The following is a 21479-nucleotide window of genomic DNA, read 5'->3' as shown; positions in this document are numbered from 1 at the left end:
CAGCGATAACGTCGTATTTCATGCAGCTTCAGGACATTCTCTATTCGCAAGGATTCGGCACGCGCCGCATTTGCGCCGGCTTGATTCAGCAGGGCAGAGTTGCCATTCATGCGACAGGCACCCTAGAGCCCACGATCTGCCAAGACGCGACGCAGGATATTGATGTCGAAAGTTTGGTGTTGCGCGTTCAAGGAGTGGATTGGCCATACCAACCCAAGGCCTATGTCATGCTCCATAAGCCTGCAGGAACCGAGTGTTCGCAAAAGCCATCGGCCTATCCCAGCATCTACACGTTGTTGCCCGCTCCGCTTAGGCAGAGGCCCAGCAAGGGTGCTGTGGATGGTGTGCAGGCCGTGGGGCGCTTGGACCAGGACACCACCGGTTTGCTGTTACTCAGTGACGATGGGCAATTCATCCACCGCATGAGTTCGCCCAAAAAGCATGTGCCAAAGGTATACCGTGTGACTGCCAAGCATCCCGTGACCAAGGAACAGGTCGACCGCTTGCTGGAAGGTGTGGTGCTCGATGATGACCCACGCCCTGTGCGGTCGGCTGCCTGCGCGCTAGTTGACGCGCATGTGCTTGACCTGACCCTGACGGAAGGGAAGTACCACCAAGTGAAGCGCATGATCGCCGCGGTAGGCAATCGGGTGGAAGCCTTGCATCGGTCGCACATCGGCCGTTTGGCATTGCCGGCGGATATGCAGCCGGGGGAGTGGCGTTGGCTCGGCGAAGAGGAACTCGCCCTGCTGCGGTAGCGAAAGACAGACAAGTGGTCTGCGCCCGTCGCGATCCAATAGGCGATTGCGTCAACGTCGCGCACATCGCGTCCGTTGTCTGCAAGTCACTTCTGTGAGTGATGTCCGAATGTTCGCAGGCGGGTGCCCAGTAGGAAGGGGAGCAGGGTGGTCAATCAGATGATGAGGCGCATGGCATGCGCGTGGTGGGCTGCTTGGCTGGTGTGGGGAACATCCGCTGGTGCGAGTGAGCCACCGGTGTTCGTTCTCAATTCGCTGCAGGCGGACATCAGCGTCATCGACCCCGCGACCTGGACCGAAATCGGCCGTATTGCCACTGGCAAGGAGCCGCACCACCTGTACCTCACGCCTGACGAGAAATCGCTGATTGTTGCCAACGCGCTCGGCGATAGCCTGACCTTCGTGGACCCGGCCACTGCGCAAGTGCAGCGTACGGTGCGGGGGATCGTGGATCCTTACCACTTGCGGTTTTCACCCGACATGAAATGGCTGGTCACGGCCGCCAACCGCCTCAACCATGTGGACTTCTACCGTTGGGACGGCAAGGAGCTCACGCTCGTGCAGCGCGTGTCCACTGGCAAGACGCCAAGCCACCTGTGGATTGATGCCGGCAGCCGCACGGTGTATTCGACCATGCAGGATAGCGATGAGCTGGTGGCCATCGATATATCGACGCAAAAGATCAAGTGGCGTACGAAGACAGGTGCCATGCCGGCGGATGTGTACGGCAGCCCGGACGGCAAGCATCTTTTTGTCGGCCTTACCGGCAGCGATAGCGTGGAGGTCTTCGATATTGCCGGTGAGCAGCCGCGCAGCGTGCAACGCATCAAGACGGGAGATGGCGCCCATGCCTTTCGCGCTGCGGGCGATGGCCGCCATTTGTTCGTGAGCAACCGAGTGGCCAATACCATCAGCAAGATCGACATGCAGGCGCTGCGCGTGGTGGATGGCTATCCGGCGCCCGGCGGGCCGGACTGCATGGATGTCTCGGCGGATGGCCGCTGGCTCTACGTCAGCGCCCGCTGGGCGCGCAAGATGCTCGTGATCGACACGGTGGAGCGCAAGGTGGCACGGGCCGTTCAAGTGGGCAAGTCTCCCCACGGCGTTTGGACACTCCGACATGCCAAGCGCTGAGCCACGCGGCCGCTCCCCCGGAGCACGGCGGACGTGGCATATTTGTTGTGCTTCAATTTTGATAGCTGCTTGCGCTTATCCAGCAAGCGCTACAGGCCAAAATGACTGCAAAGGCGCGGTGTACCTGACTTTTGACACTGGCCACATGGGCGTTGCGCATCTGGTGGCCGAGGTGCTGCAGCGCCAGCAGGTCAAGGCGACCTTCTTTGCCGCAGACGAACCGACTCAGACGGGCGGCAGCAGCCTGGATGGCTACTGGGCGCCCTGGTGGCGCGCGCGCGCTGCAGAAGGGCACGAGTTCGCATCGCACACGCTGCACCATGTGTACTGGCGTGCCGACCAGGGGACGCCGCTGCAGCCGCGGTTCAAGGTCAGGCCATCGGCCGGTCCTCAGGCAGGTCAGGACCTGACGATGACGGGGGCGCAATACTGCGCACAGATCGATGGCGCTGCGAGCCGGTTGCGTGTCCTGACGGGCCGGGAGCCGCTCCCGCTATTCCGCGCGCCGGGCGGCAAGACCTCGCAGCGCCTGCTGGAGGCTGCCAAATCCTGCGGTTATACGCATGTGGGATGGAGTGCTGCAGGGTTCCTCGGGGACGAGCTGCCCAGTGACCACTACAGCAATGCGGCCCTGCTGGAGCGCGCGTTGCGCACCGTTCGTGACGGCGACATCCTGCTGGCGCATCTGGGCATCTGGTCACGCAAGGATCCATGGGCACCCGCTGTGCTGGAACCTCTCGTCAAAGGCCTGAAGGCGCGGGGCCTGTGCTTCCGCACGCTGCGCGAGCATCCTGTGTACGGAGCACAAGCGCAGAGAAAATGACACAACGCCCGGCTATGCTGCCGCGCACCCACGTAACGCCACGGTGACTCATGTCAGGGCTGACCAATTTATTCGATACCGCGCAGCAATGGCTGTTCGAGACGCTGGTACAGCCCGCGCTCTTCATGCTGGGCCAGGCCAATGTGCTGGAGGACGGTTATGCCGCCACCGGATGGCTGCTGGTGGGACTGCTGCAACTGGGGGTGATGGTCGCGGTGATCGGGCCTTTGGAGCGTTGGCGCCCGGTGGAGCCGTTGCGCGACCGTGGTGCCGTGCACGTGGACATGCTTTACACGCTGATCCATCGCCTGGGTCTTTTTCGCCTGGCACTGTTCTTCACCACGGAGCCTCTGTGGAATGCACTGTTTGGCGCCCTGCGCGCCCATGGCTGGAAGACCCTGCAGCTGGATGCGCTCTGGCCGGGTGTCTCCGACTTGCCTGTCGTGAGCCTGCTGCTGTACCTGCTGGTGTTCGACTTCGTGGACTATGGGATCCACCGCGGCCAGCACCGCTTTGAATGGTGGTGGAGGCTGCATGCGCTCCACCATTCGCAGCGGCAGATGACGATGTGGAGCGACAACCGCAACCATCTGCTGGACGATCTGCTGCGCGATGCCATCATCGTGTTCGTCGCGCAGTGCATTGGTGTGGCGCCGGGGCAGTTTGTCGCCATCGTGGCCCTCACGCAGCTCAGCGAGAACCTGCACCACGCCAACCTGCGCCTGTGGTTCGGCCAGGTGGGTGAGCGCCTGTGGGTCAGCCCGCGTTTCCACCGCATGCACCACGCCATGGGCCTGGGCCCTGAAGCTGCGCCTGGGCAGGGAACCCACCAGCACCCGCATGCGGCAGTGCCGGGGGGCAATAACTTCGGCGTGTTGTTGCCGTGGTGGGACATGTTGTTCGGTACGGCCAACCTCGAGCACCGCTACGAGCCCACGGGCGTGCGCGACCAGGTGGAGGCGGACGCGGACGGCCGCGTGCGTGATTACGGGCGGGGGTTCTGGGCGCAGCAGTGGCGCGGCCTGCTGCGGCTGGTGGGGCGGGCGTAGAGAGCCGATCGCGCTATGCTCGCGCGCATGGGGCTTTTCATCGATTCGTTCTGGCGCGCAGTGGGCTATTGCCTGATGCCGCGCGTCATTGCGCTGTCGCTGCTGCCGCTGGTGCTGATCACGGTGGTGGCGCTGGGCGGCGGCTATCTGTTCTGGACAACTGCCGTGGACTGGACGCAGACGGCGCTGGAAAGCTCCACCTGGCTGGGCCTGCTGTGGGGGTGGCTGCACAACTTTGGCGTGGATAACCTCACCGTGGCGCTGGCGCCGCTGCTGGTGCTCATGGGAGCCACGCCACTGATCGTCATTGTCTGTGTGCTTGCGGTGGCGGTGTTGATGGCCCCTGCCATCGTGACTCTGGTGGCGCAGCGGCGTTTTTCGCAACTGCAGCGCAAGCGGGGCGGTTCATTCCTCGCCAGCGTGCTGTGGTCTCTGGGGGCGACCATCGCGGCGCTCATTGCGCTGGTGCTGTCCATGCCGCTGTGGCTGGTCCCGCCGCTGGTGTTGATCCTGCCTCCACTCATCTGGGGATGGCTCACCTACCGTGTCATGGCCTTTGACGCACTGGCCGAACACGCGAGCAAGCCGGAGCGGCAGGAGATTTTCAAGCGCCATCAGCTCAGCCTGCTGAGCATTGGCGTGCTGAGCGGATTTCTAGGGGCCGCGCCCGGCATTGTCTGGGCGTCGGGCGTGGTGTTCGCAGCGGCGTTCCTCGTCCTGGTGCCGATCGCCATCTGGATCTATACGCTGGTGTTCGCCTTCTCATCGCTGTGGTTCACGCATTTCTGTCTGGCCGCGCTGCAACAGCTGCGCGAGCAGCGAGGCGAACGGCCGCCGGGCGATACGCCTGCAACCGCCGCGCCCGCAACGCCAGCGTCTTCTTTGCCATCCTCGTCTCACCTGCAGGACAACCCATGACACCGGCTTTCGGCCTCATCATCGTTGGCGATGAAATCCTCTCGGGCAAGCGGGCGGACAAGCACCTCGCCAAGGTCATCGAACTGCTGGCGGCACGCGGGCTTGCGCTGTCCTATGCGGACTACGTAGGCGACGACCGTCCACGCATCACGGCGGCGCTGCAGCGGGCCTTTGCCTCGTCGGACATCGTGTTCAGTTGCGGCGGCATTGGTGCCACTCCCGACGACCACACGCGCCAGTGCGCGGCGGCCGCATTGCAACGTCCGCTGGTCCTGCACCCCGAGGCCAAGCGCCTAATCACCGAGCGCATGCAGGATGTGGCACGGGAGCAGGGCGAGGCGTTCGACCCCGACCGCGCCGACAATCTGCATCGGCTGAACATGGGCGTTTTTCCTGAGGGCGCGCGCATCATTCCCAACCCTTACAACAAGATCCCCGGCTTCTCGTGTGACGGCCCTGGGGGCGGCATGGTGCATTTCGTGCCGGGGTTCCCGGTCATGGCTTGGCCTATGGTGGACTGGGCACTCCAGCATTACTGTGCCCCGTGGTTCAACCAGCAGCCGCAGATGGAGCGCTCCGTCGTGCTTTACGGCGCGATGGAAGCCGCGCTGACCCCGCTCATGGAGCGGGTCGAGGCCGGACATCCGGGGATCAAGGTGTTCAGCCTGCCGAGCGTGGACCATCCGGTGCACGGGCGCCATGTGGAATTGGGCGTCAAGGGGGCCGCTGCCTTGGTGCCTGCCGCGTGGCAGGCGCTGCAAGAAGGTTTGCACCAAACAGGTGCATCTATAGGCCCTGAAATGGTGCGCAAATGGTAAGAAGGCGGACCACTTAAAATCCTGCACGCGTTTGGTGCGCCGTCGCAGGGCTCTGCGCCCGGCTTGCCCCGTACGGGTGTCCCCATTCGCTGGCACGCAAACTGCTTTTCTGTGCGCATCATTGTTGATGAGCACTTCTATCCCTGGAGAACCCTGATGGCCAAGACCGTTGCAGACGTGATGAAGATGGTGAAGGAAAACGAAGTCAAGTTCGTGGACTTCCGCTTCACGGATACCCGCGGCAAGGAACAGCACGTCACCGTGCCGATCTCGCACTTCGACGAAGACAAGTTCGCCTCGGGCCATGCGTTCGACGGCTCGTCGGTCGCCGGCTGGAAGGGTATCGAGGCGTCGGACATGCTGCTCATGCCCGATCCGAACACCGCCAACATCGACCCGTTCTTCGAAGAAACCACCATGATCATGGCGTGTGACGTGGTGGAGCCGGCCGACGGCAAGGCCTACGACCGCGACCCGCGCTCCATCGCCAAGCGCGCTGAGGCGTACCTGAAGGCCTCCGGCATGGGCGACACGGCCTACTTCGGCCCGGAGCCCGAGTTCTTCATCTTCGACGGCGTGCGCTGGAGCACCGATCCCAACCACACCTTCTACGAGATCGAAGAGTACGAAGCCCCCTGGAACACCGGCTCCAAGCTCGAAGGTGGCAACCGCGGCCACCGTCCCACCACCAAGGGCGGCTATTTCCCCGTGCCTCCGGTCGACAGCACGCAGGACATGCGCGCCGAGATGTCCCTGATCCTTGAATCCCTGGGCATTCCGGTCGAGGTGTTCCACCACGAAGTGGCCGGTGCCGGCCAGAACGAGATCGGCACCCGGTTCAGCACGCTGGTGGAGCGTGCCGACTGGACCATGCTGCAGAAGTACGTGATCCACAACGTGGCCAATGCCTACGGCAAGACCGCCACCTTCATGCCCAAGCCCTACCACGGCGACAACGGCTCGGGCATGCACGTGCACCAGTCGGTCTGGAAGGACGGCAAGAACCTGTTCGCCGGCGACGGCTATGCGGGTCTGTCGGACTTCGCGCTGTACTACATCGGCGGCATCATCAAGCACGCCCGCGCACTGAACGCCATCACGAACCCGGGCACCAACAGCTACAAGCGTCTGGTGCCGCACTTCGAGGCGCCGGTGAAGCTGGCTTACTCGGCCAAGAACCGCTCGGCCTCCATCCGCATCCCGTTCGTGGCCAACCCGAAGGGCCGCCGTGTGGAAGCGCGCTTCCCCGATCCGCTGATGAACCCCTACCTGGGCTTTGCGGCCCTGCTGATGGCGGGTCTGGACGGCGTGGAAAACAAGATCCACCCGGGCGAAGCCGCTACCAAGGACCTGTACCACCTGCCGCCCGAGGAAGACAAGCTGGTGCCCACCGTGTGCCACAGCCTGGACCAGGCGCTGGAAGCGCTGGACAAGGACCGCGCGTTCCTGACCAAGGGCGGCGTGTTCACCGACTCCATGCTCGACGCCTACATCGAGCTGAAGATGCAGGAAGTCACGCGCTTCCGCATGGCCGTGCATCCCGTCGAGTACGACATGTACTACTCGCTGTGATGGCAGGGGCTTAGGCCCCCGGCTGTTGTCAACAGGGCGGCTCCGGCCGCCTTTTTCTATGGACGGGCTGCATGCCGGGTTGACGGAGCACGGCAGCCCGTCGCACCAAAACCGCAGCGTTGGGCCGCCGCAATTGGCGGGTTGGAATGATTGGGGGATACTCACCGGCACCGCGCATGCCCGACGCATGCCATGTGAGGAATTCGATGAAAAGCACTTTGTTCGCCCTGACCGTTATCGCCGCCGTGCTGCAGCCCGCCTGGGCGCAGGACCGCATCTACCGCTGCGGCAACGAATACACCAACAACGCCACGCAGGCCAAGGAGCGCGGCTGCAAGCTCGTGGAAGGTGGCAATGTGACGGTGCTGCAGGGTTCGCGCCCGGCGGCGGCCTCCTCGGGCGGCAGCGCCGGCGCTTCCGGTGCCAGCGCCAGCAGTTCGCCCGCGAACGCTCCGCGCGTGGGCGCGGCCGACCAACGTGCGCGCGACGCCGATGCGCGCGCCATCCTGGAGTCTGAACTGAGCAAGGCGGAAACCCGCCTGGCCGAGTTGCGCAAGGAGTACAACGACGGCTCGCCCCAGCGCACGGCGCTGGAGCTGCGCAACCCGCAGGGCTACATCGAGCGCACGGCCGAGCTCAAGGCCAGTGTGGCTCGGGCCGAGGCCGATGTGGCCGGCATCAAGCGCGAACTCTCGCGCCTGAACAAGTAAGCGCCGCGGTCCCTGCGTGCGGCACAAAGGCGCGATCATCCAAGAGCCCACCCCAACGGACCGCTACCAGGCGCTGGACCTCGTCTCCACGCTGATTGCCGTGCTGCACCCCGGCGGGGCGGCTATCTTCGTCAACGCAGCGCTGGAAAACGCCCTGGGCCTGTCGCGCCGCACGCTGGAAGGCGTGGACTTCGCCGGCCTGTTCACCGATCCGACCATCCTGCAGACGGCGCTGGCCGGCGCGCGCGGGCGCGACTTCGCGGCGCTGCGCTTCGAAGCCGTGCTGCGCCGCTCGCCGCAGGAGCCTTTGCCGGTGCACGCCAGCGTGGCGGTGGTGGAGCACAGCGGCGATGTGATCGTGGAGCTGTGGCCCCTGGAGGCGCAGGCGCGCCAGGACCGCGAGGAGCGGCTGCGTGAGCAGGCGCAGGCCAACAAGGAGCTGATCCGCAATCTGGCGCACGAGATCAAGAACCCGCTGGGCGGCATCCGAGGGGCGGCGCAGCTGCTGGAGATGGAGCTGGAAAGCCGCGACTTGACCGAGTACACCCAGGTCATCATCCACGAGGCCGACCGCCTGCAAAGCCTGGTGGATCGGCTGCTGGCGCCGCACCGCCACCCGCACCTCGTCGGCGATGTGAATATCCACGAGGTCTGCGAGCGCGTGCGCTCCCTGGTACTGGTCGAGCATCCGCAGGGCCTGGCCGTGCTGCGCGACTATGACACCTCCATCCCTGAGTTTCGCGGCGACCGCGCGCAGCTCATCCAGGCCGTGCTGAACATCGTGCAGAACGCGGCGCAGGCGTTGCACGAGCGCATTGCCGCGGGCGACGCGGTCATCACGCTGCGCACGCGCGTGGCGCGGCAGGTCACGTTCGGGCGCCAACGCTACCGGCTGGCATTGGAATTGCATGTCATCGACAACGGACCGGGCGTGCCCGAAGCCATCAAGGAGCGGATCTTCTATCCGCTGGTGACGGGGCGGGACGGGGGATCGGGACTGGGCTTGACGCTGGCGCAAACCTTTGTGCAGCGACACCATGGGCTCATTGAGTGCGAGAGCCAGCCGGGCCGCACCGACTTCCGCATCCTCATACCACTGCCTTGAGTCCCTGACACGCACGACCCCAACGGGTAAAGGTAAAGGGAGCTGGAACACATGAAGCCGATCTGGATAGTAGACGACGACCCTTCGATCCGCTTCGTCCTCGAAAAGGCCCTGGCGCGCGAAAACCTGCCCACGCGCAGCTTCACGCAGGCGCGCGATGTACTGGACGCTCTGGCCGATGTGGCCGCGGGCGACCCCACCCACCAGGGACCGCAGGTCCTGGTGAGCGATATCCGCATGCCGGGCGGCTCCGGCCTGCAACTGCTGGAGAAGGTGCGCGGCCTGCAACCCGGTCTGCCGGTCATCGTGATGACGGCGTATTCCGACCTGGACAGCGCCGTGTCCGCCTTCCAGGGCGGCGCCTTCGAATACCTGCCCAAGCCGTTCGACCTGCCCAAGGCGGTGGAGTTGATCCGCCGCGCCGTGGAGGAGAGCCAGCGCGAGGAGGTCGCCGAGCAGCAGCTCACCGCCATGCCCGAGATGCTGGGCCAGGCACCCGCCATGCAGGACGTGTTCCGCGCCATCGGCCGGCTGAGCCAGAGCGTGGTCACGGTGCTGATCACGGGCGAATCCGGCTCGGGCAAGGAACTCGTGGCACGCGCGCTGCACAAGCACTCGCCCGTGGCGGGGGGGCCCTTCGTGGCCATCAACACTGCGGCCATCCCGAAGGACCTGCTGGAGAGCGAGCTCTTCGGCCACGAGCGCGGTGCCTTCACGGGTGCGCAGACGCAGCGGCGCGGGCGCTTCGAGCAGGCCGAGGGCGGCACGCTGTTCCTCGATGAAATCGGCGACATGCCCTTCGACCTGCAGACGCGCCTGCTGCGCGTGCTGTCGGACGGGCAGTTCTACCGCGTGGGTGGCCATGCCGCCGTGAAGGCCAATGTGCGCGTGATCGCCGCTACGCACCAGAACCTGGAGCAGCGCGTGAAGGACGGCGCCTTCCGCGAGGACCTGTTCCACCGCCTCAACGTGATCCGCCTGCGCCTGCCGGCGCTGCGCGAGCGCAGCGAGGACGTGGCCATGCTGACGCGCTACTTCCTGCAGCGCAGCGCACGGCAACTGGGCGTGGAGCCCAAGCGCATCTCCGACGCGGCGCTGGCCCTGCTCACACGCTTTGCCTTCCCCGGCAACGTGCGCCAGCTGGAGAACATCTGCCACTGGCTGACGGTGATGGCGCCCGCGCAGGTCATCTCGGCGCAGGACCTGCCGCCCGAGGTGCTGGAGGCCACGCCGCATCCCGCCGCGCCGTTGCAGGGCGGGGTGGACGAGGTCGCCGCTGGCGCGACGAGCGTGTCGGCCCCCGCGCTGCCGCCTGCGCCGGCGGGCACGCGCTCCGACCAGTCTGCGGCCCTGGATGGCATGGGCTGGGAGCCCGCGCTGGTGAGCGAGGCCCAGCAGCTGCTGCGCAGCGGCCAGGCCGACGTGTGGGACGTGCTCACGCGGCGTTTCGAGTCGCGCCTGATCCGCACGGCGCTGCAGGCCACGCACGGGCGGCGCATGGAAGCAGCGCAGCGCCTGGGCATCGGCCGCAACACCATCACGCGCAAGATCCAGGAACTGGGCCTGGATGCGCACGATGATGAGTGAAACAAGGCGCTGGCGCTTTAAGGACAAGCGCTAGTAGCTATTGATTCGATAGCATAAGACCTTGTGGCGCGCATGCACAGCGTGCGCGTGAGTCCTACAGGCAGGGGCTGCCGTCACCGACCCGATGGTGCCCGGGGGGCTTCAACAATGAATTCATTGTTCAACCAACCGGAGTCGATACATGTCGGATTTCAAGGATGCCAATCGTGACCCCCTGACCAATGAACCGGGGGCCCACCCCATCGGCACGGGCGTAGGCGCCGCGGGCGGAGCCGTTGCGGGCGCCGCCACGGGCGCCATCGGCGGCCCCATCGGTGCTGCCGTGGGCGGTGTGGCGGGAGCCGTTGTCGGCGGTCTGGCCGGCAAGGCGGCGGCCGAGGCGGTCAACCCCACGGCCGAGGACGCCTACTGGCGTGAAACCTACCAGCGCGAACCGTACTACGTGACCGGCCGGGCCTACGAAGAATACCGCCCCGCCTATGAGATGGGCTGGAGCGCCGCCAGCCGCTACCCCGGTGATTTTGAAACGGTAGAGCCCGAACTGTCGCGCGACTGGGGCCGCGCACGGGCCCAAAGCTCGCTGGAATGGGCGCAGGCCCAGCCCGCCGCGCGCGCCGCGTGGGACCGCGTGCGCCGCAACCCCACGGTGACCGCGTCGGGCACCGCGGCAGGCGCCACGCTGATGGACAACGAGGACGTGGTGGACGTGCTGGACGATCTGCTGGAATGCAGCCGCGACGGCGAGTACGGGTTTCGCACCTCGGCCGAGCGTGCGGAATCGCCCGAACTCAAGAGCCTGCTGGAGCGCCGCGCCCAGGAATGCGCAACCGCCGCCACGGAGCTGGAGAGCGCGATCCGCAGCCATGGCGGCGAGCCCTCCAGCGGCGGCACCATGGCCGGCGCGCTGCACCGCGGCTGGGTGTCGGTGAAGGCGGCGCTGAGTACCTATGACGACAAGGCCGTGCTGGAAGAGTGCGAGCGCGGCGAGGACGTCGCCGTGGCCCGCTACAACAAGGCGCTGGAGAACGCACTGCCACCTGCCGTGCGCACCTTGGTCGAGCGCCAGGCCCAGGGTGTGAAGCGCAACCACAACGAAGTGCGCGCGCTGCGCAACCGTTACCAGGCCGCGTCCTGATGGCCTTTAGCGCGGGCGCCTGTCGCCCGCGTTGGCCACCTGTCAGCCCAGCGACACCACGACCGGCGCGTGGTCGCTGGGCTGCGGATTTTTGCGCGGCGCGCGGTCGATGCGGCAGGCCGTCACGGAGGGCCGCAGCGCAGCGCTGACCAGGATGTGGTCGATGCGCAGCCCGCGGTTCTTCTGAAACCCCAGCATGCGGTAGTCCCACCACGAGTAGCTCTTCTCGGGCTGATCGAACAGGCGGAAGGCGTCGGTCAGGCCGAGCCCCAGCAAGTCCTGGAAGTGCTGGCGCTCCTCTACCGTGTGGTGGATGGTGTCCTTCAAGCCCACGGGATCGAAGGAGTCGCGGTCCTCGGGAGCCACGTTGAAGTCGCCCACCAGCACCAGCCGCGGATGCGCGGCCAGCTCGGTGCGCAGCCAGTCGCGCAGCGCCTCCAGCCACAGCAGCTTGTAGCTGAACTTCTCGGTCCCTGGCGCCTGGCCATTCACAAAGTAGCAGTTCACCATACGCAGCGGGCCTTCAGGCGTATCCAGCGTAGCGGCGATGACGCGGGCCTGCTCGTCGCCATGGCCCGGGATATTGCGCACCACGTCGCGCAGCGGCGTGCGGCTGAGGATGGCCACGCCGTTATAGGTCTTCTGGCCGAAGCACACCGCGTGGTAGCCCGCTGCTTCGAAGGCGTCGTGCGGAAATTTCTCGTCCACCAGCTTGAGCTCTTGCAGGCCAATGGCGTCCACGGGGTTGGCCTCCAGCCAGGCCAACACCTGCGGCAGGCGCACGGAGAGGGAATTGATGTTCCAGGTGGCGATTTGCATGTTTTTGGCCTCCAGCGCTTTTGCAGCAAGCGCAAGCAGCTATCAAAAATATAGTGAGAAGTGCGCGGGCGTCAGCCGCGGCGCTCGAAGGTCACGAAGGCGTAGGGCAGGCCGCCCGCGCCCACATGGCTGCTGCGGGCCGTTTCCACCCATTCCGGTCCCAGGGCCGGCGAGTAGGCATCGCCCTCGTAGTCCCGCGCGATCTCGGTAACCTCGACGCGCGTGGCCAGGGGCAGGGCCTGGGTGTAGATCTGCGCGCCGCCGATGACCCATGCCGTGGTGCTGCCGGACTGCTGGGCCAAGGCGAGTGCCTCAGGCAGGCTGGATGCGCGCTGGACGCCGCTTTCCTGCCAGTCGGCCTGGCGCGTCACGACGATGTTGGCGCGGCCCGGCAGCGGCCGAAAGCGCGGGGGCAGCGAGTCCCAGGTCTTGCGGCCCATGATCACCGGGTGGCCCTGCGTGACCGCCTTGAAATGCGCCAGGTCTTCGGGCAAGTGCCAGGGCATGGTGCCGTCCTTGCCGATCACGCCGTTGGCGGCGCGTGCGTAGATCAGGTTCACTTGCATGGCTGTTCGTCCCGCCTCAGACCGCCACCGGCGCCTTGATGGCGGGGTGGTGTTCGTAGCCCACCACTTCGAAGTCTTCGTAGGCGTAATCAAAGATGGATGCGGGCCGGCGCTTGATCTGCAGCGTCGGGTAGGCGTAGGGCTGGCGTGCCAGCTGGGTCTGCACCTGCTCGAAATGGTTGCTGTAGATATGGCAGTCGCCGCCGGTCCAGATGAAGTCGCCCACCTGCAGGTCGCACTGCTGCGCCACCATGTGCGTGAGCAGCGCGTACGACGCGATGTTGAACGGCACGCCCAGGAAGATGTCTGCGCTGCGCTGGTAGAGCTGGCAGCTCAGTTTGCCCGGCTCACCAGCCACCTGCGATGGCGCCACGTAGAACTGGAAGAACGCGTGGCAGGGCATGAGCGCCATCCGGTCCAGCTCGGCCACGTTCCAGGCGCTCACGATGATGCGGCGGCTGTCGGGGTGGGTCTTGAGGGTGTCGATCACCTGCTGGATCTGGTCGATGTGGCCGCCGTCCGGCGTGGGCCAGCTGCGCCACTGCACGCCGTACACGGGGCCCAGGCTGCCGTCGTCGCGCGCCCACTCGTCCCAGATGGTGCAGCCGCGCTCCTGCAGCCAGCGCACGTTGCTGTCGCCGCGCAGGAACCACAGCAGCTCCAGGATGATGGACTTGAGGTGCACCTTCTTGGTGGTCACCAGGGGAAAGCCTTCGGCCAGGTCAAAGCGCATCTGGTGGCCGAACACGCTCCTGGTGCCCGTGCCCGTGCGGTCGCCCTTGGCCGTGCCGTGCTCGAACACATGGCGCATCAGGTCTTCGTATTGGTGGCGGATGGGGCTTGGGGTCATGGTCTTGAATGAAAAGTGGCTCCAGCGCTTGCTAGACAAGCGCCAACAGCTCTCATTTTTGAAGAATGCAGCCCGGGTTCATGAGGCCCTGCGGGTCCAGGGCCTGCTTGATGGCGCGCATCAGCCCCAGGGCCACGGGCGACTTGTACTGGGCCAGCTTGTCGGCCTTGAGCACGCCCACGCCGTGCTCGGCCGAGAACGAGCCGTCGAACTGCGCCACCGCGTCGTACACCAGGGCGTTGACGCGGTCTTCCTGCGTGCGCAGGAACTCCCGCGCATCGCCACCCGCGGGCGCCTGTACGTTGTAGTGCAGATTGCCGTCGCCCAGGTGGCCGAAGTTGACCAGGCGCACGCCGGGAATCTCGCGCTGCAGCAGCGCATCGGTGTGCTCCACGAACGCGGGGATGCGCGACGCGGCGATCGAGATGTCGTGCTTGATGTTCAGGCCTTCTTCGGCCTGGGCCAGCGGAATGCTCTCGCGGATATGCCACAGCTCATGCGCTTGCGACAGGCTCTCGGCGACCACGGCGTCGAGCACGCAGCCGTCCTCGAAGGCCAGTTCCAGCAGCGCCTCGAAGCGCTGGCGCGCGTGTTCTTCGGATTCGCTGTCGCTGTTTTCCAGCAGCACGTAATAGGGCGGCGCGCCGTCCAGCCCGGCGAACGGCACGCGCAACTGCGGCATGTGCTTGATGACCAGCGACAGCGCGAACTGCCCCATCACTTCGAATCCCGTGAGCCCGGCCCCCAGGTGCTGGTGCGACAGGCCCAGCAGGCGCACGGCCGCCGCCATCGACGGCACGGCGGCCCAGGCGGTGAGCTGCGCGGCGGGCTGGGGGAAGAGCTTCATGGTGGCCGCGGTGATGATGCCGAGCGTGCCTTCGCTACCGATGTACAGGTCGCGCAGGTCGTAGCCAGTGTTGTCCTTGCGCAGGCCCGAGAGGCCGTTCCACACCTCGCCCTGGGGCGTGACCACCTCCAGGCCCAGGCACAGCTCGCGCGTGTTGCCGTAGCGCACCACCTGCGTGCCGCCGGCATTGGTGGACAGGTTGCCGCCGATGGTGCAACTGCCTTCTGCGGCTAGCGACAGCGGGAACAGCAGATCGGCTTTCTCGGCCGTCTCCTGCAGGGCCTGCAATATGCAGCCGGCCTCCACCGTCATGGTGAGGTTGTCGCGGTCGATGGCGCGCACCGCATTCATGCGCGTGAGGCTCAGCACCACCTGTGTGCCGCTGCCGTCGGGCGTGCTGCCCACCGACAGGCCGGTGTTGCCGCCTTGCGGCACGATCGCCGCGCCGGCATCGGCACAGGCGCGCACCACTGCTGCCACCTCGGCCGTGCAGCCCGGGCGCACCACGGCCAGGGACTTGCCATGGGAGCGCTTGCGCCAGTCCTGTTCATAGGCGGCAAGGTCGCCCTCGGTCAGTACATGGGCGGCGCCGACGATCCGGCGCAGGGTGTCGAGCAGAGCAGTGGTCATGGCGGTCAATCCAGTCGATGTCAGGCAAAGGCTCCGTATGCTCAGGCAGGCGCGGCGGCGCGGGCCGCCTTGGCGGCACGCTGGCGCAGCCGCACATGCAGCGCGCAGGCGGTGAACAGCAGCAGGCACAGCACGATCTCCAGGCCCGCCAGCCAGTTGCCGGGCGCCGGGTCGCTCCAGGCGCGCACCACCCCTTCGGTGAAATACAGCCACACCAGCAGGCTGACCCAGCGATAGGTGTACATGCGCCGCTTGAGCAGTCCGGCCAGCGGCACCGCCAGCGGCAGGGCCTTGAGCGCCAGCCACGAGCCGCCCGGGCGCACCGGCGCCAGCCACAGCTCCCAGGCCAGGCACAGCACGATCAGCGCCGCCAGGCTGCCCACGGCCAGCCAGCGCGTGGCCGCCACGTCGGTGGCGATGTGCAGGGCGGGGGCGGGGGGCAGGGTTTCGCGATGCATGGGGCTGGCATCATATCGGTCATGTCGTTGTCCCTACAGTCCATTGCAGTGCGTGCCGAGGAGTGGCTGGTGGAGCTTTCCCACTTCCCCTGGCGCACCACCGCGCAGACGCTGCGCGAACGCTTTCGCGAGGACCGCCTGGGGCTGACGGCCAGCAGCCTCACCTTCACCACGCTGCTGTCGCTGGTGCCGTTCGTGACGGTGGCGCTGGCCATGTTCACCGTGTTCCCCATGTTTGCCGAGATGCAGCTCGTGCTGCAGCGCTGGCTGGTGGACAGCCTGGTGCCCGACAGCATCTCGCGCCCGGTGCTGGGCTACCTCACGCAGTTCGCCGCCAAGGCGCATGGCCTGGGCGCGGCGGGCTTGTCCATCCTCATGGTGACCGCGCTGGCGCTGATCCTCACCATCGATCGCACGCTCAACAACATCTGGCGCGTGCAGCGCCTGCGCCCGCTGGGCCAGCGTGTGCTGATCTACTGGGCCGCGCTCACGCTTGGTCCGCTGGTGCTGGCGGCCAGCCTGGCGCTGACCACCTCGGTCGCCAGCGCCGCGTCGCGCGGTATCGGCGACACGTTGCCGGGCGGAGCACGCCTGCTGTTCGATGCGATCGAGTTCTTCGTGCTGGCCGCCGGCATGGCGGCGCTGTACCGCTATGTGCCCAACACCCAGGTGCACTGGCGCCACGCCTGGGCGGGTGGGGTGTTCGTCGCCGTGGGCATCGAGCTGGCCAAGAAAGTGCTGTCGCTGTACCTGGCGTCGGTACCCACCTATTCGGTGCTGTACGGCACGTTCGCCACGCTGCCCATCTTGCTGCTGTGGGTGTACGTGGCCTGGGTCATCGTGCTGCTGGGTGCGGTGGTGGCCGCCTATCTACCGAGCCTGCTCGCCGGCGTGGCGCGCTGCGCCACGGGCGAGGGCTGGGCCTTCTTGCTGGCCGTGGAGGTGCTGCAGCAGCTGCACCGCGCGCGCCAGCAACCGCCCCACGGGCTGAGCGTGCTGGAGCTGGCCCAGCGGCTGCGCGTGGATGTGCTGCAGGTGGGGTCCGTGCTGCCGGTGCTGGCGGCGCTGGATTGGGTGGTGCGGGTGGACGAGACGGCCGCCGACGGGTCCGACGCAGCCGACGCACGCTACGTGCTGCTGGCCGAGCCAGCCACCACGCACATGGAGCCGCTGGTGCAACGCCTGCTGCTGGCGCGCACCCCGCCGCTGGAGCGCCTGTGGGCGCACACGGGGCTGGAGGTGCTCACGCTGGCCGACGTGCTGCCGCGCGAGTCCGTGCAGCGGCCACCTGAGATGCTCCTTAAACGATAGCTGTTAGCGCTTGATGGGTAAGCGCTAGAGGCTGTTTTGGCCTAAATCTTGCGCGGCCGCCGCGCCGTGCAGTACCGCGCCCTCCAACGTGGCGGGGTAGGGCCCTGCCACGTAGTCGCCGCAGGCCTGCAGGCCGGGCGCAATCACGCGCGGCGGGCGCGCCAGGGCGGGCGTGCAGGCAAAGGTGGCGCGCTTTTCCACCACCGTCTGCACCACGCGCAGACCGGGCAAGGCCAGGTCCTCGGCCGCCTGGGCCAGCACGTCGCGCTCCAGCGCGGCGCGCTCGCCCTCGAAGGCGCTGACCACGAACGCCAGCAGCCCGGCCGGGCCGCCCAGCAGCGCGCGGTCGAAGACGAACTGCGCGGGCCGTTGTGCCCGCGCGCGCAGCGCCAGCATGGGGCGGGGCAGCAGCGGGGTGCGCGCTCCCGGCAGTTCGGCATACACGGTGGCGATGGCGCCAAAGCGCAGTGCCTGCGCACCGGCGGCCCAGGTCTGCAGGGCGGGGCGCTCGGCTGCGGGCACGGCGGCGTCGGCCACCAGGCGGGCGGACTCGGTGCTGCTGGTGGCCAGCAGCACGGCGTCGAACGCGCAGCCGTCCACGCGCCAGCCGGTCTCGTCGCGTGCGAGTGCCTGCACGCGTTGGCCGCGGTGCACCGCGTGGCCGCGCTGCTGCAGCCAGTGCGCCGCGGGCTCGGGGAACAGCGCGCCCAGGTCGGTGCGCGGCAGCAGCAAGTGGGAGCCGCCCCGGCCGGCGAACAGGCTGTCGTGCAGCACGCGCAGGAACACCTGGCCGCAGGAATCTTGCACGGGCGTGTTCAACGCCGACACGCACAGCGGCGCGATGAACTCGTCCACCAGCCGCTGCGGCAGGCCTGCGCACAAGTCCGCCACGCTGGTGCCCGGTGCACACCGGAACCCCGCCAGCCGCCAGCGTGCGGCGCGCGCCAGCAGGGCCGCACGCTCGCGCAGGCTCCAGCCGCGTGCGCGGGCGATGCCGGCCAGCGCATCCCAGGGCGGCGGGGCATCGGGCAGGGCCAGGCCGCTGCCGTCGGGGAACACCAGCGCCAGGGGTAGGCGCAGCAGGGCGGAGTCGGGCGTGACGCCCACGGCGCGCATCAGGCGCAGGCATTCGGCATAGGCGCCGATGAGGATGTGCTGGCCGTTGTCCAGCACCAGGGGCGAGCCGTCCGCGCGCTGGGCGGCCACGGCACGCGCCCGCCCGCCCAGGGTGCGGCTGGCCTCGAACACGCTGACCGTGTGGCCCGCCTGGACCGCATGCACGGCCGCGGCCATGCCGGCCCAGCCGGCGCCGACGATGGCAACCTTCACATCATCCCCAGCGCCTGCACCTTCCAGGCCAGCCAGAACTTGCGCAGCGGCGTGAGGCTGGTGCGCTGGTGCAGCACCTGGAAGTTGTCGGCCTCGATCTCGCGCAGCAGCGTGCGGTAGATGCTGGCCATCATCAGGCCGGGCTTCTGCGCGCGCCGATCCACGTCGGGCAGCAGCGCCAGCGCCTGGTCGTAGAAGAGGTGCGCGCGCTCGGCCTGAAAGCGCATCAGCGTGGTGAAGCGCTCGGAGTACTCGCGCTTGGTGATCTCGTGCGCCTTCACATCGAACTGCTGCAGCTCGGAAATGGGCAGGTAGATGCGCCCGCGCATGGCGTCCTCGCCCACGTCGCGGATGATGTTGGTGAGTTGGAACGCCAGGCCCAGCTTGTGCGCGTACTGCGTGGTGCGCTCATCTTGCTGGCCGAAGATGCGCGCCGCCACCTCGCCCACCACGCCGGCCACCAGGTGGCAGTAGCGCGCCAGGCCCGCGAAGTCCAGGTAGCGCGTCTGCTCCAGGTCCATCTGGCAGCCCTCGATCACGGCCAGCAGGTGGCGCTGTTCGATGCCGTAGGCGGCCGCATGCGGCATCAGCGCCTGCATCACCGGGTGGCTGGGCTGCCCGGCAAAGGCCTTGGCCACCTCGCCCTGCCACCAGGCCAGCTTGGCCTGGGCCACGCTGGCTTCGGAGACTTCGTCCACCACGTCGTCCACCTCGCGGCAAAAGGCGTAGAAGGCCGTGATGGCCGTACGCCGCTCGCGCGGCAGGAAGAGGAAAGCGTAGTAGAAGCTGCTGCCGGAGGCGGCGGCCTTTTGCTGGACGTACTGTTCAGGACTCATGGGGGCGTGATTCTCCCATGGCCCTGGGCGGGGCTCGCGGGGGAAACATGCGCAGCGCAGGGCCGGAGCGCTGCGCCGCCGCAACGTCACTGGCCAGACGTGGAAATGTCATGCCGCTGTCGTGGCGCCGGCCCACCATGCCTGTTCATGATGCGCGACGATGCCTTCCTGAACGCCTGGAAATCCTCCGCGGCCCGGCCGCCGGACGACCCAGCGGATGATGCATGCGACCCGGCGCGCCCCCCGCTGCGCTACCGCACGCTCTGGATTTCCGATCTGCACCTGGGCACGCCCGGCTGCCAGGCGCAGGCGCTGCTGGACTTTCTCAAGCACACCGAGTGCGAGACGCTGTTTCTGGTGGGTGACATCATCGACGGCTGGCAACTGCGCCGCCAGTGGTACTGGCCGCAGGCGCACAACGACGTGGTGCAGAAGCTGTTGCGCAAGGCCCGCAAGGGCACGCGCGTGATCTTCATCCCCGGCAACCATGACGAGTTTGCGCGCCGTTATGTGCAGCTCAACTTCGGCGGCGTTGCCGTCGCGGAGGACTGGGTGCACGAGACGGCCGACGGCCGCGCGCTGTGGGTGATCCATGGCGACCTGTTCGATGGCGTGATCCAGTGCGCCAAGTGGCTGGCCCATGTGGGCGACTCGCTCTACGAATTCACGCTCAAGCTCAACCGGCACCTGAACACCCTGCGCGCGCGCCTGGGGCTGCCGTACTGGTCGCTGTCCAAATATCTCAAGCTCAAGGTCAAGCGCGCCGTGAGCTACGTGGGCGACTTCGAGAACGCGGTGGCTCGCGAAGCGCGCAAGCGAGGCCTGCACGGCGTGGTGTGCGGGCACATCCACCATGCGGAGCTGCGAGACATCGACGGCATCCTGTATGCCAACGATGGCGACTGGGTGGAAAGCCTCAGCGCGCTGGCCGAGCACGCCGATGGGCGCCTGGAGATCCTGCACTGGGCGCAGCACATGCCCGTGCAGCGCAAGAGCGGCGCAGAACTACCGCAACCCATTCCTGTCACTACCGATTGAAGTCCATGGCGCCTGAAGCTGCCCCGTTGGTCGAGCTGATCTATTTCAATGCCGGGGGCGGACACCGCACCTCCGCGCTGGCGCTGGAAGCGGCCATCGCCCGCGCCGGGCTGCCGTGGCAGGTGTGCCGCACCAATCTCTTCGAGGTGCTGGACCCGAACGCGCGTTTTCGCCAGTGGACGGGCATGGAACCGGAAGACGTCTACAACAAGCGCCTGGCCCGGGGCTGGACGCTGGGGCTGACGCACGAGTTGCGCCTGCTGCAGGGCATGATCCGCTGGAACCACCAGCGGCTCATGCAGTCGCTGCGCCGGCACTGGGCGGCACGCCGGCCGGCGATGGTGGTGTCGCTGGTGCCCAACTTCAACCGCGCCATGGCCGACGCGCTGGAGCAGGCCCTGCCAGGCGTGCCCTACGTCACGGTGATGACCGATCTGGCCGACTGCCCGCCCAGCTTCTGGATGGAGCCGCAAACCCAGCAGATCGTGGTCTGTGGCTCGCCTTATGCCGTGGACCAGGCGCGCGCTGCGGGCTTTCCGCCCCACCGCATCTGGGAGACCTCGGGCATGGTGCTGAGTGCGCAGTTCCATGCGCCGGTGGGCCAGGATCGTGCCGCCGAGCGGGCGCGGCTGGGGCTGGACGAGCGCCCCGTGGGGCTGGTGCTGTTCGGCTCCGAGGGTTCTAGGGAGATGGTGACGATAGCCCGCCGCTTGACGGACACCCCGCTGATCCTGGCCTGCGGGCGCAACGCGGCCCTGGCGCAGGCTCTGCGCGCGCTGCGCCGCAACGCGCCTACCGTGGTGCTCGAATACACGCGCGAGATGGCGCGCGTCATGCAGCTGGCGGACTTCTTCATCGGCAAGCCGGGCAGCGGCAGCCTGAGCGAGGCCGTGCACATGGGGCTGCCGCCCCTCGTCACGCGCAATGCGTGGACCATGCCGCAGGAGCGTTACTGCACGGAATGGGTGGGTGAGCAGGGCCTGGGACTGGTGTTGCCGAGCTTTCGATCCATCGCTTCGGGCGTGCAGGCCCTGCTGTCCGACCTGCCGCGCTACCAGGCCGCGACGCGGCGCCTGCACAACCGTGCGGCGGCCGAAGTGCCGCAGGCGCTGGCGCAGATCCTGCGCCATGCGCAGGCCCGCGCCGAATGGGCCGGGCGCTGGGTAGCCTGAGGGTTGCACGCGCG

Annotated in this window: 21 protein-coding genes; 14 read left to right on the top strand and 7 right to left on the bottom strand. The window is 67.3% G+C overall.

Annotation, left to right across the window (positions count from 1 at the left end):
• Nucleotides 1-20: 20 nt before the first annotated feature.
• From AC1PPL_RS19195 to AC1PPL_RS19145, 11 genes are all read left to right on the top strand, one after another.
• Nucleotides 21-758 (top strand): 16S rRNA pseudouridine(516) synthase, encoded by a 738-nt coding sequence (locus AC1PPL_RS19195; RefSeq protein WP_479973951.1) that lies wholly within the window; start codon nt 21-23, stop codon nt 756-758.
• A gap of 162 nt (nt 759-920) precedes the next feature.
• Nucleotides 921-1892, top strand: coding sequence for a YncE family protein (locus tag AC1PPL_RS19190; RefSeq protein ID WP_041838971.1), 972 nt, complete (start codon nt 921-923; stop codon nt 1890-1892).
• Nucleotides 1879-2715, top strand: a complete 837-nt coding sequence (locus tag AC1PPL_RS19185; RefSeq protein WP_210434036.1) for a polysaccharide deacetylase family protein — start codon at nt 1879-1881, stop codon at nt 2713-2715. The genes AC1PPL_RS19190 and AC1PPL_RS19185 overlap by 14 nt, the downstream gene beginning before the upstream one ends.
• A 50-nt stretch (nt 2716-2765) precedes the next feature.
• Nucleotides 2766-3764 (top strand): sterol desaturase family protein, encoded by a 999-nt coding sequence (locus AC1PPL_RS19180; protein WP_479973950.1) that lies wholly within the window; start codon nt 2766-2768, stop codon nt 3762-3764.
• A gap of 27 nt (nt 3765-3791) precedes the next feature.
• Nucleotides 3792-4682 (top strand): EI24 domain-containing protein, encoded by an 891-nt coding sequence (locus AC1PPL_RS19175; RefSeq protein WP_313562670.1) that lies wholly within the window; start codon nt 3792-3794, stop codon nt 4680-4682.
• Entirely contained in the window at nt 4679-5500 is an 822-nt protein-coding gene (locus AC1PPL_RS19170) for a competence/damage-inducible protein A (RefSeq protein ID WP_088887341.1), read from the top strand. Before AC1PPL_RS19175 ends, AC1PPL_RS19170 begins: the two co-directional genes overlap by 4 nt.
• Before the next feature lie 156 nt (nt 5501-5656).
• Nucleotides 5657-7072 carry a type I glutamate--ammonia ligase gene (gene glnA / locus AC1PPL_RS19165; protein WP_015912807.1) on the top strand — a complete coding sequence of 472 codons (1416 nt, stop codon included), beginning with the start codon at nt 5657-5659 and terminating at the stop codon, nt 7070-7072.
• A gap of 206 nt (nt 7073-7278) precedes the next feature.
• Nucleotides 7279-7782: a hypothetical protein gene (locus tag AC1PPL_RS19160; protein WP_015912808.1), complete on the top strand. Its 504-nt coding sequence runs from the start codon at nt 7279-7281 to the stop codon at nt 7780-7782.
• Nucleotides 7783-7816: 34 nt separating this feature from the next.
• The gene (gene glnL, locus AC1PPL_RS19155) at nt 7817-8887 is read left to right on the top strand and encodes a nitrogen regulation protein NR(II) (protein WP_196996136.1); all 1071 of its coding nucleotides are present in this window, start codon (nt 7817-7819) and stop codon (nt 8885-8887) included.
• Between the two features lie 51 nt (nt 8888-8938).
• Nucleotides 8939-10474, top strand: coding sequence for a nitrogen regulation protein NR(I) (ntrC, locus tag AC1PPL_RS19150; RefSeq protein WP_479973949.1), 1536 nt, complete (start codon nt 8939-8941; stop codon nt 10472-10474).
• Nucleotides 10475-10655: 181 nt separating this feature from the next.
• On the top strand, nt 10656-11609 hold the full coding sequence (locus AC1PPL_RS19145; protein WP_015912810.1) for a ferritin-like domain-containing protein: 954 nt from the start codon (nt 10656-10658) through the stop codon (nt 11607-11609).
• Between the two features lie 42 nt (nt 11610-11651).
• Here the strand turns inward: AC1PPL_RS19145 and xth are convergent, their stop codons facing one another.
• The 5 genes from xth to AC1PPL_RS19120 all read right to left on the bottom strand — a co-directional run bounded on the left by xth (nt 11652) and on the right by AC1PPL_RS19120 (nt 15779).
• Complete coding sequence (xth, locus tag AC1PPL_RS19140) at nt 11652-12428, bottom strand: exodeoxyribonuclease III (RefSeq protein ID WP_312844040.1); 777 nt, start codon at nt 12426-12428, stop codon at nt 11652-11654.
• 71 nt (nt 12429-12499) lie between these two features.
• The gene (locus tag AC1PPL_RS19135; protein ID WP_479973948.1) at nt 12500-12994 is read right to left on the bottom strand and encodes a dihydrofolate reductase; all 495 of its coding nucleotides are present in this window, start codon (nt 12992-12994) and stop codon (nt 12500-12502) included.
• A gap of 16 nt (nt 12995-13010) precedes the next feature.
• On the bottom strand, nt 13011-13844 hold the full coding sequence (locus tag AC1PPL_RS19130) for a thymidylate synthase (RefSeq protein ID WP_479973947.1): 834 nt from the start codon (nt 13842-13844) through the stop codon (nt 13011-13013).
• A 52-nt stretch (nt 13845-13896) separates the two neighbouring features.
• On the bottom strand, nt 13897-15321 hold the full coding sequence (locus AC1PPL_RS19125; RefSeq protein WP_479973946.1) for an FAD-binding oxidoreductase: 1425 nt from the start codon (nt 15319-15321) through the stop codon (nt 13897-13899).
• Between the two features lie 41 nt (nt 15322-15362).
• Nucleotides 15363-15779 carry a DUF2069 domain-containing protein gene (locus AC1PPL_RS19120; RefSeq protein WP_011804631.1) on the bottom strand — a complete coding sequence of 139 codons (417 nt, stop codon included), beginning with the start codon at nt 15777-15779 and terminating at the stop codon, nt 15363-15365.
• 21 nt (nt 15780-15800) lie between these two features.
• Between AC1PPL_RS19120 and AC1PPL_RS19115 the strand changes: the two genes are divergently transcribed.
• Nucleotides 15801-17090: a YihY family inner membrane protein gene (locus AC1PPL_RS19115; protein ID WP_172206596.1), complete on the top strand. Its 1290-nt coding sequence runs from the start codon at nt 15801-15803 to the stop codon at nt 17088-17090.
• Between the two features lie 24 nt (nt 17091-17114).
• Here AC1PPL_RS19115 and hpnE read toward each other — a convergent pair whose 3' ends face one another.
• Nucleotides 17115-18419 (bottom strand): hydroxysqualene dehydroxylase HpnE, encoded by a 1305-nt coding sequence (gene hpnE, locus AC1PPL_RS19110; protein ID WP_479973945.1) that lies wholly within the window; start codon nt 18417-18419, stop codon nt 17115-17117.
• Complete coding sequence (gene hpnD / locus AC1PPL_RS19105; RefSeq protein ID WP_011804634.1) at nt 18416-19255, bottom strand: presqualene diphosphate synthase HpnD; 840 nt, start codon at nt 19253-19255, stop codon at nt 18416-18418. The genes hpnE and hpnD overlap by 4 nt, the downstream gene beginning before the upstream one ends.
• Before the next feature lie 147 nt (nt 19256-19402).
• Here hpnD and AC1PPL_RS19100 point away from each other — a divergent pair, with 147 nt between their 5' ends.
• Both AC1PPL_RS19100 and AC1PPL_RS19095 read left to right on the top strand, forming a co-directional pair.
• Nucleotides 19403-20293: a UDP-2,3-diacylglucosamine diphosphatase gene (locus AC1PPL_RS19100; protein WP_011804635.1), complete on the top strand. Its 891-nt coding sequence runs from the start codon at nt 19403-19405 to the stop codon at nt 20291-20293.
• Between the two features lie 5 nt (nt 20294-20298).
• Complete coding sequence (locus AC1PPL_RS19095) at nt 20299-21465, top strand: glycosyltransferase (protein WP_088887176.1); 1167 nt, start codon at nt 20299-20301, stop codon at nt 21463-21465.
• Nucleotides 21466-21479 lie beyond the last annotated feature (14 nt).

Source organism: Diaphorobacter sp. B2A2W2, from assembly GCF_056730635.1.
Note: the sequence above shows the minus strand (reverse complement) of the source record. Positions and strands in the feature narration are given on the sequence as shown.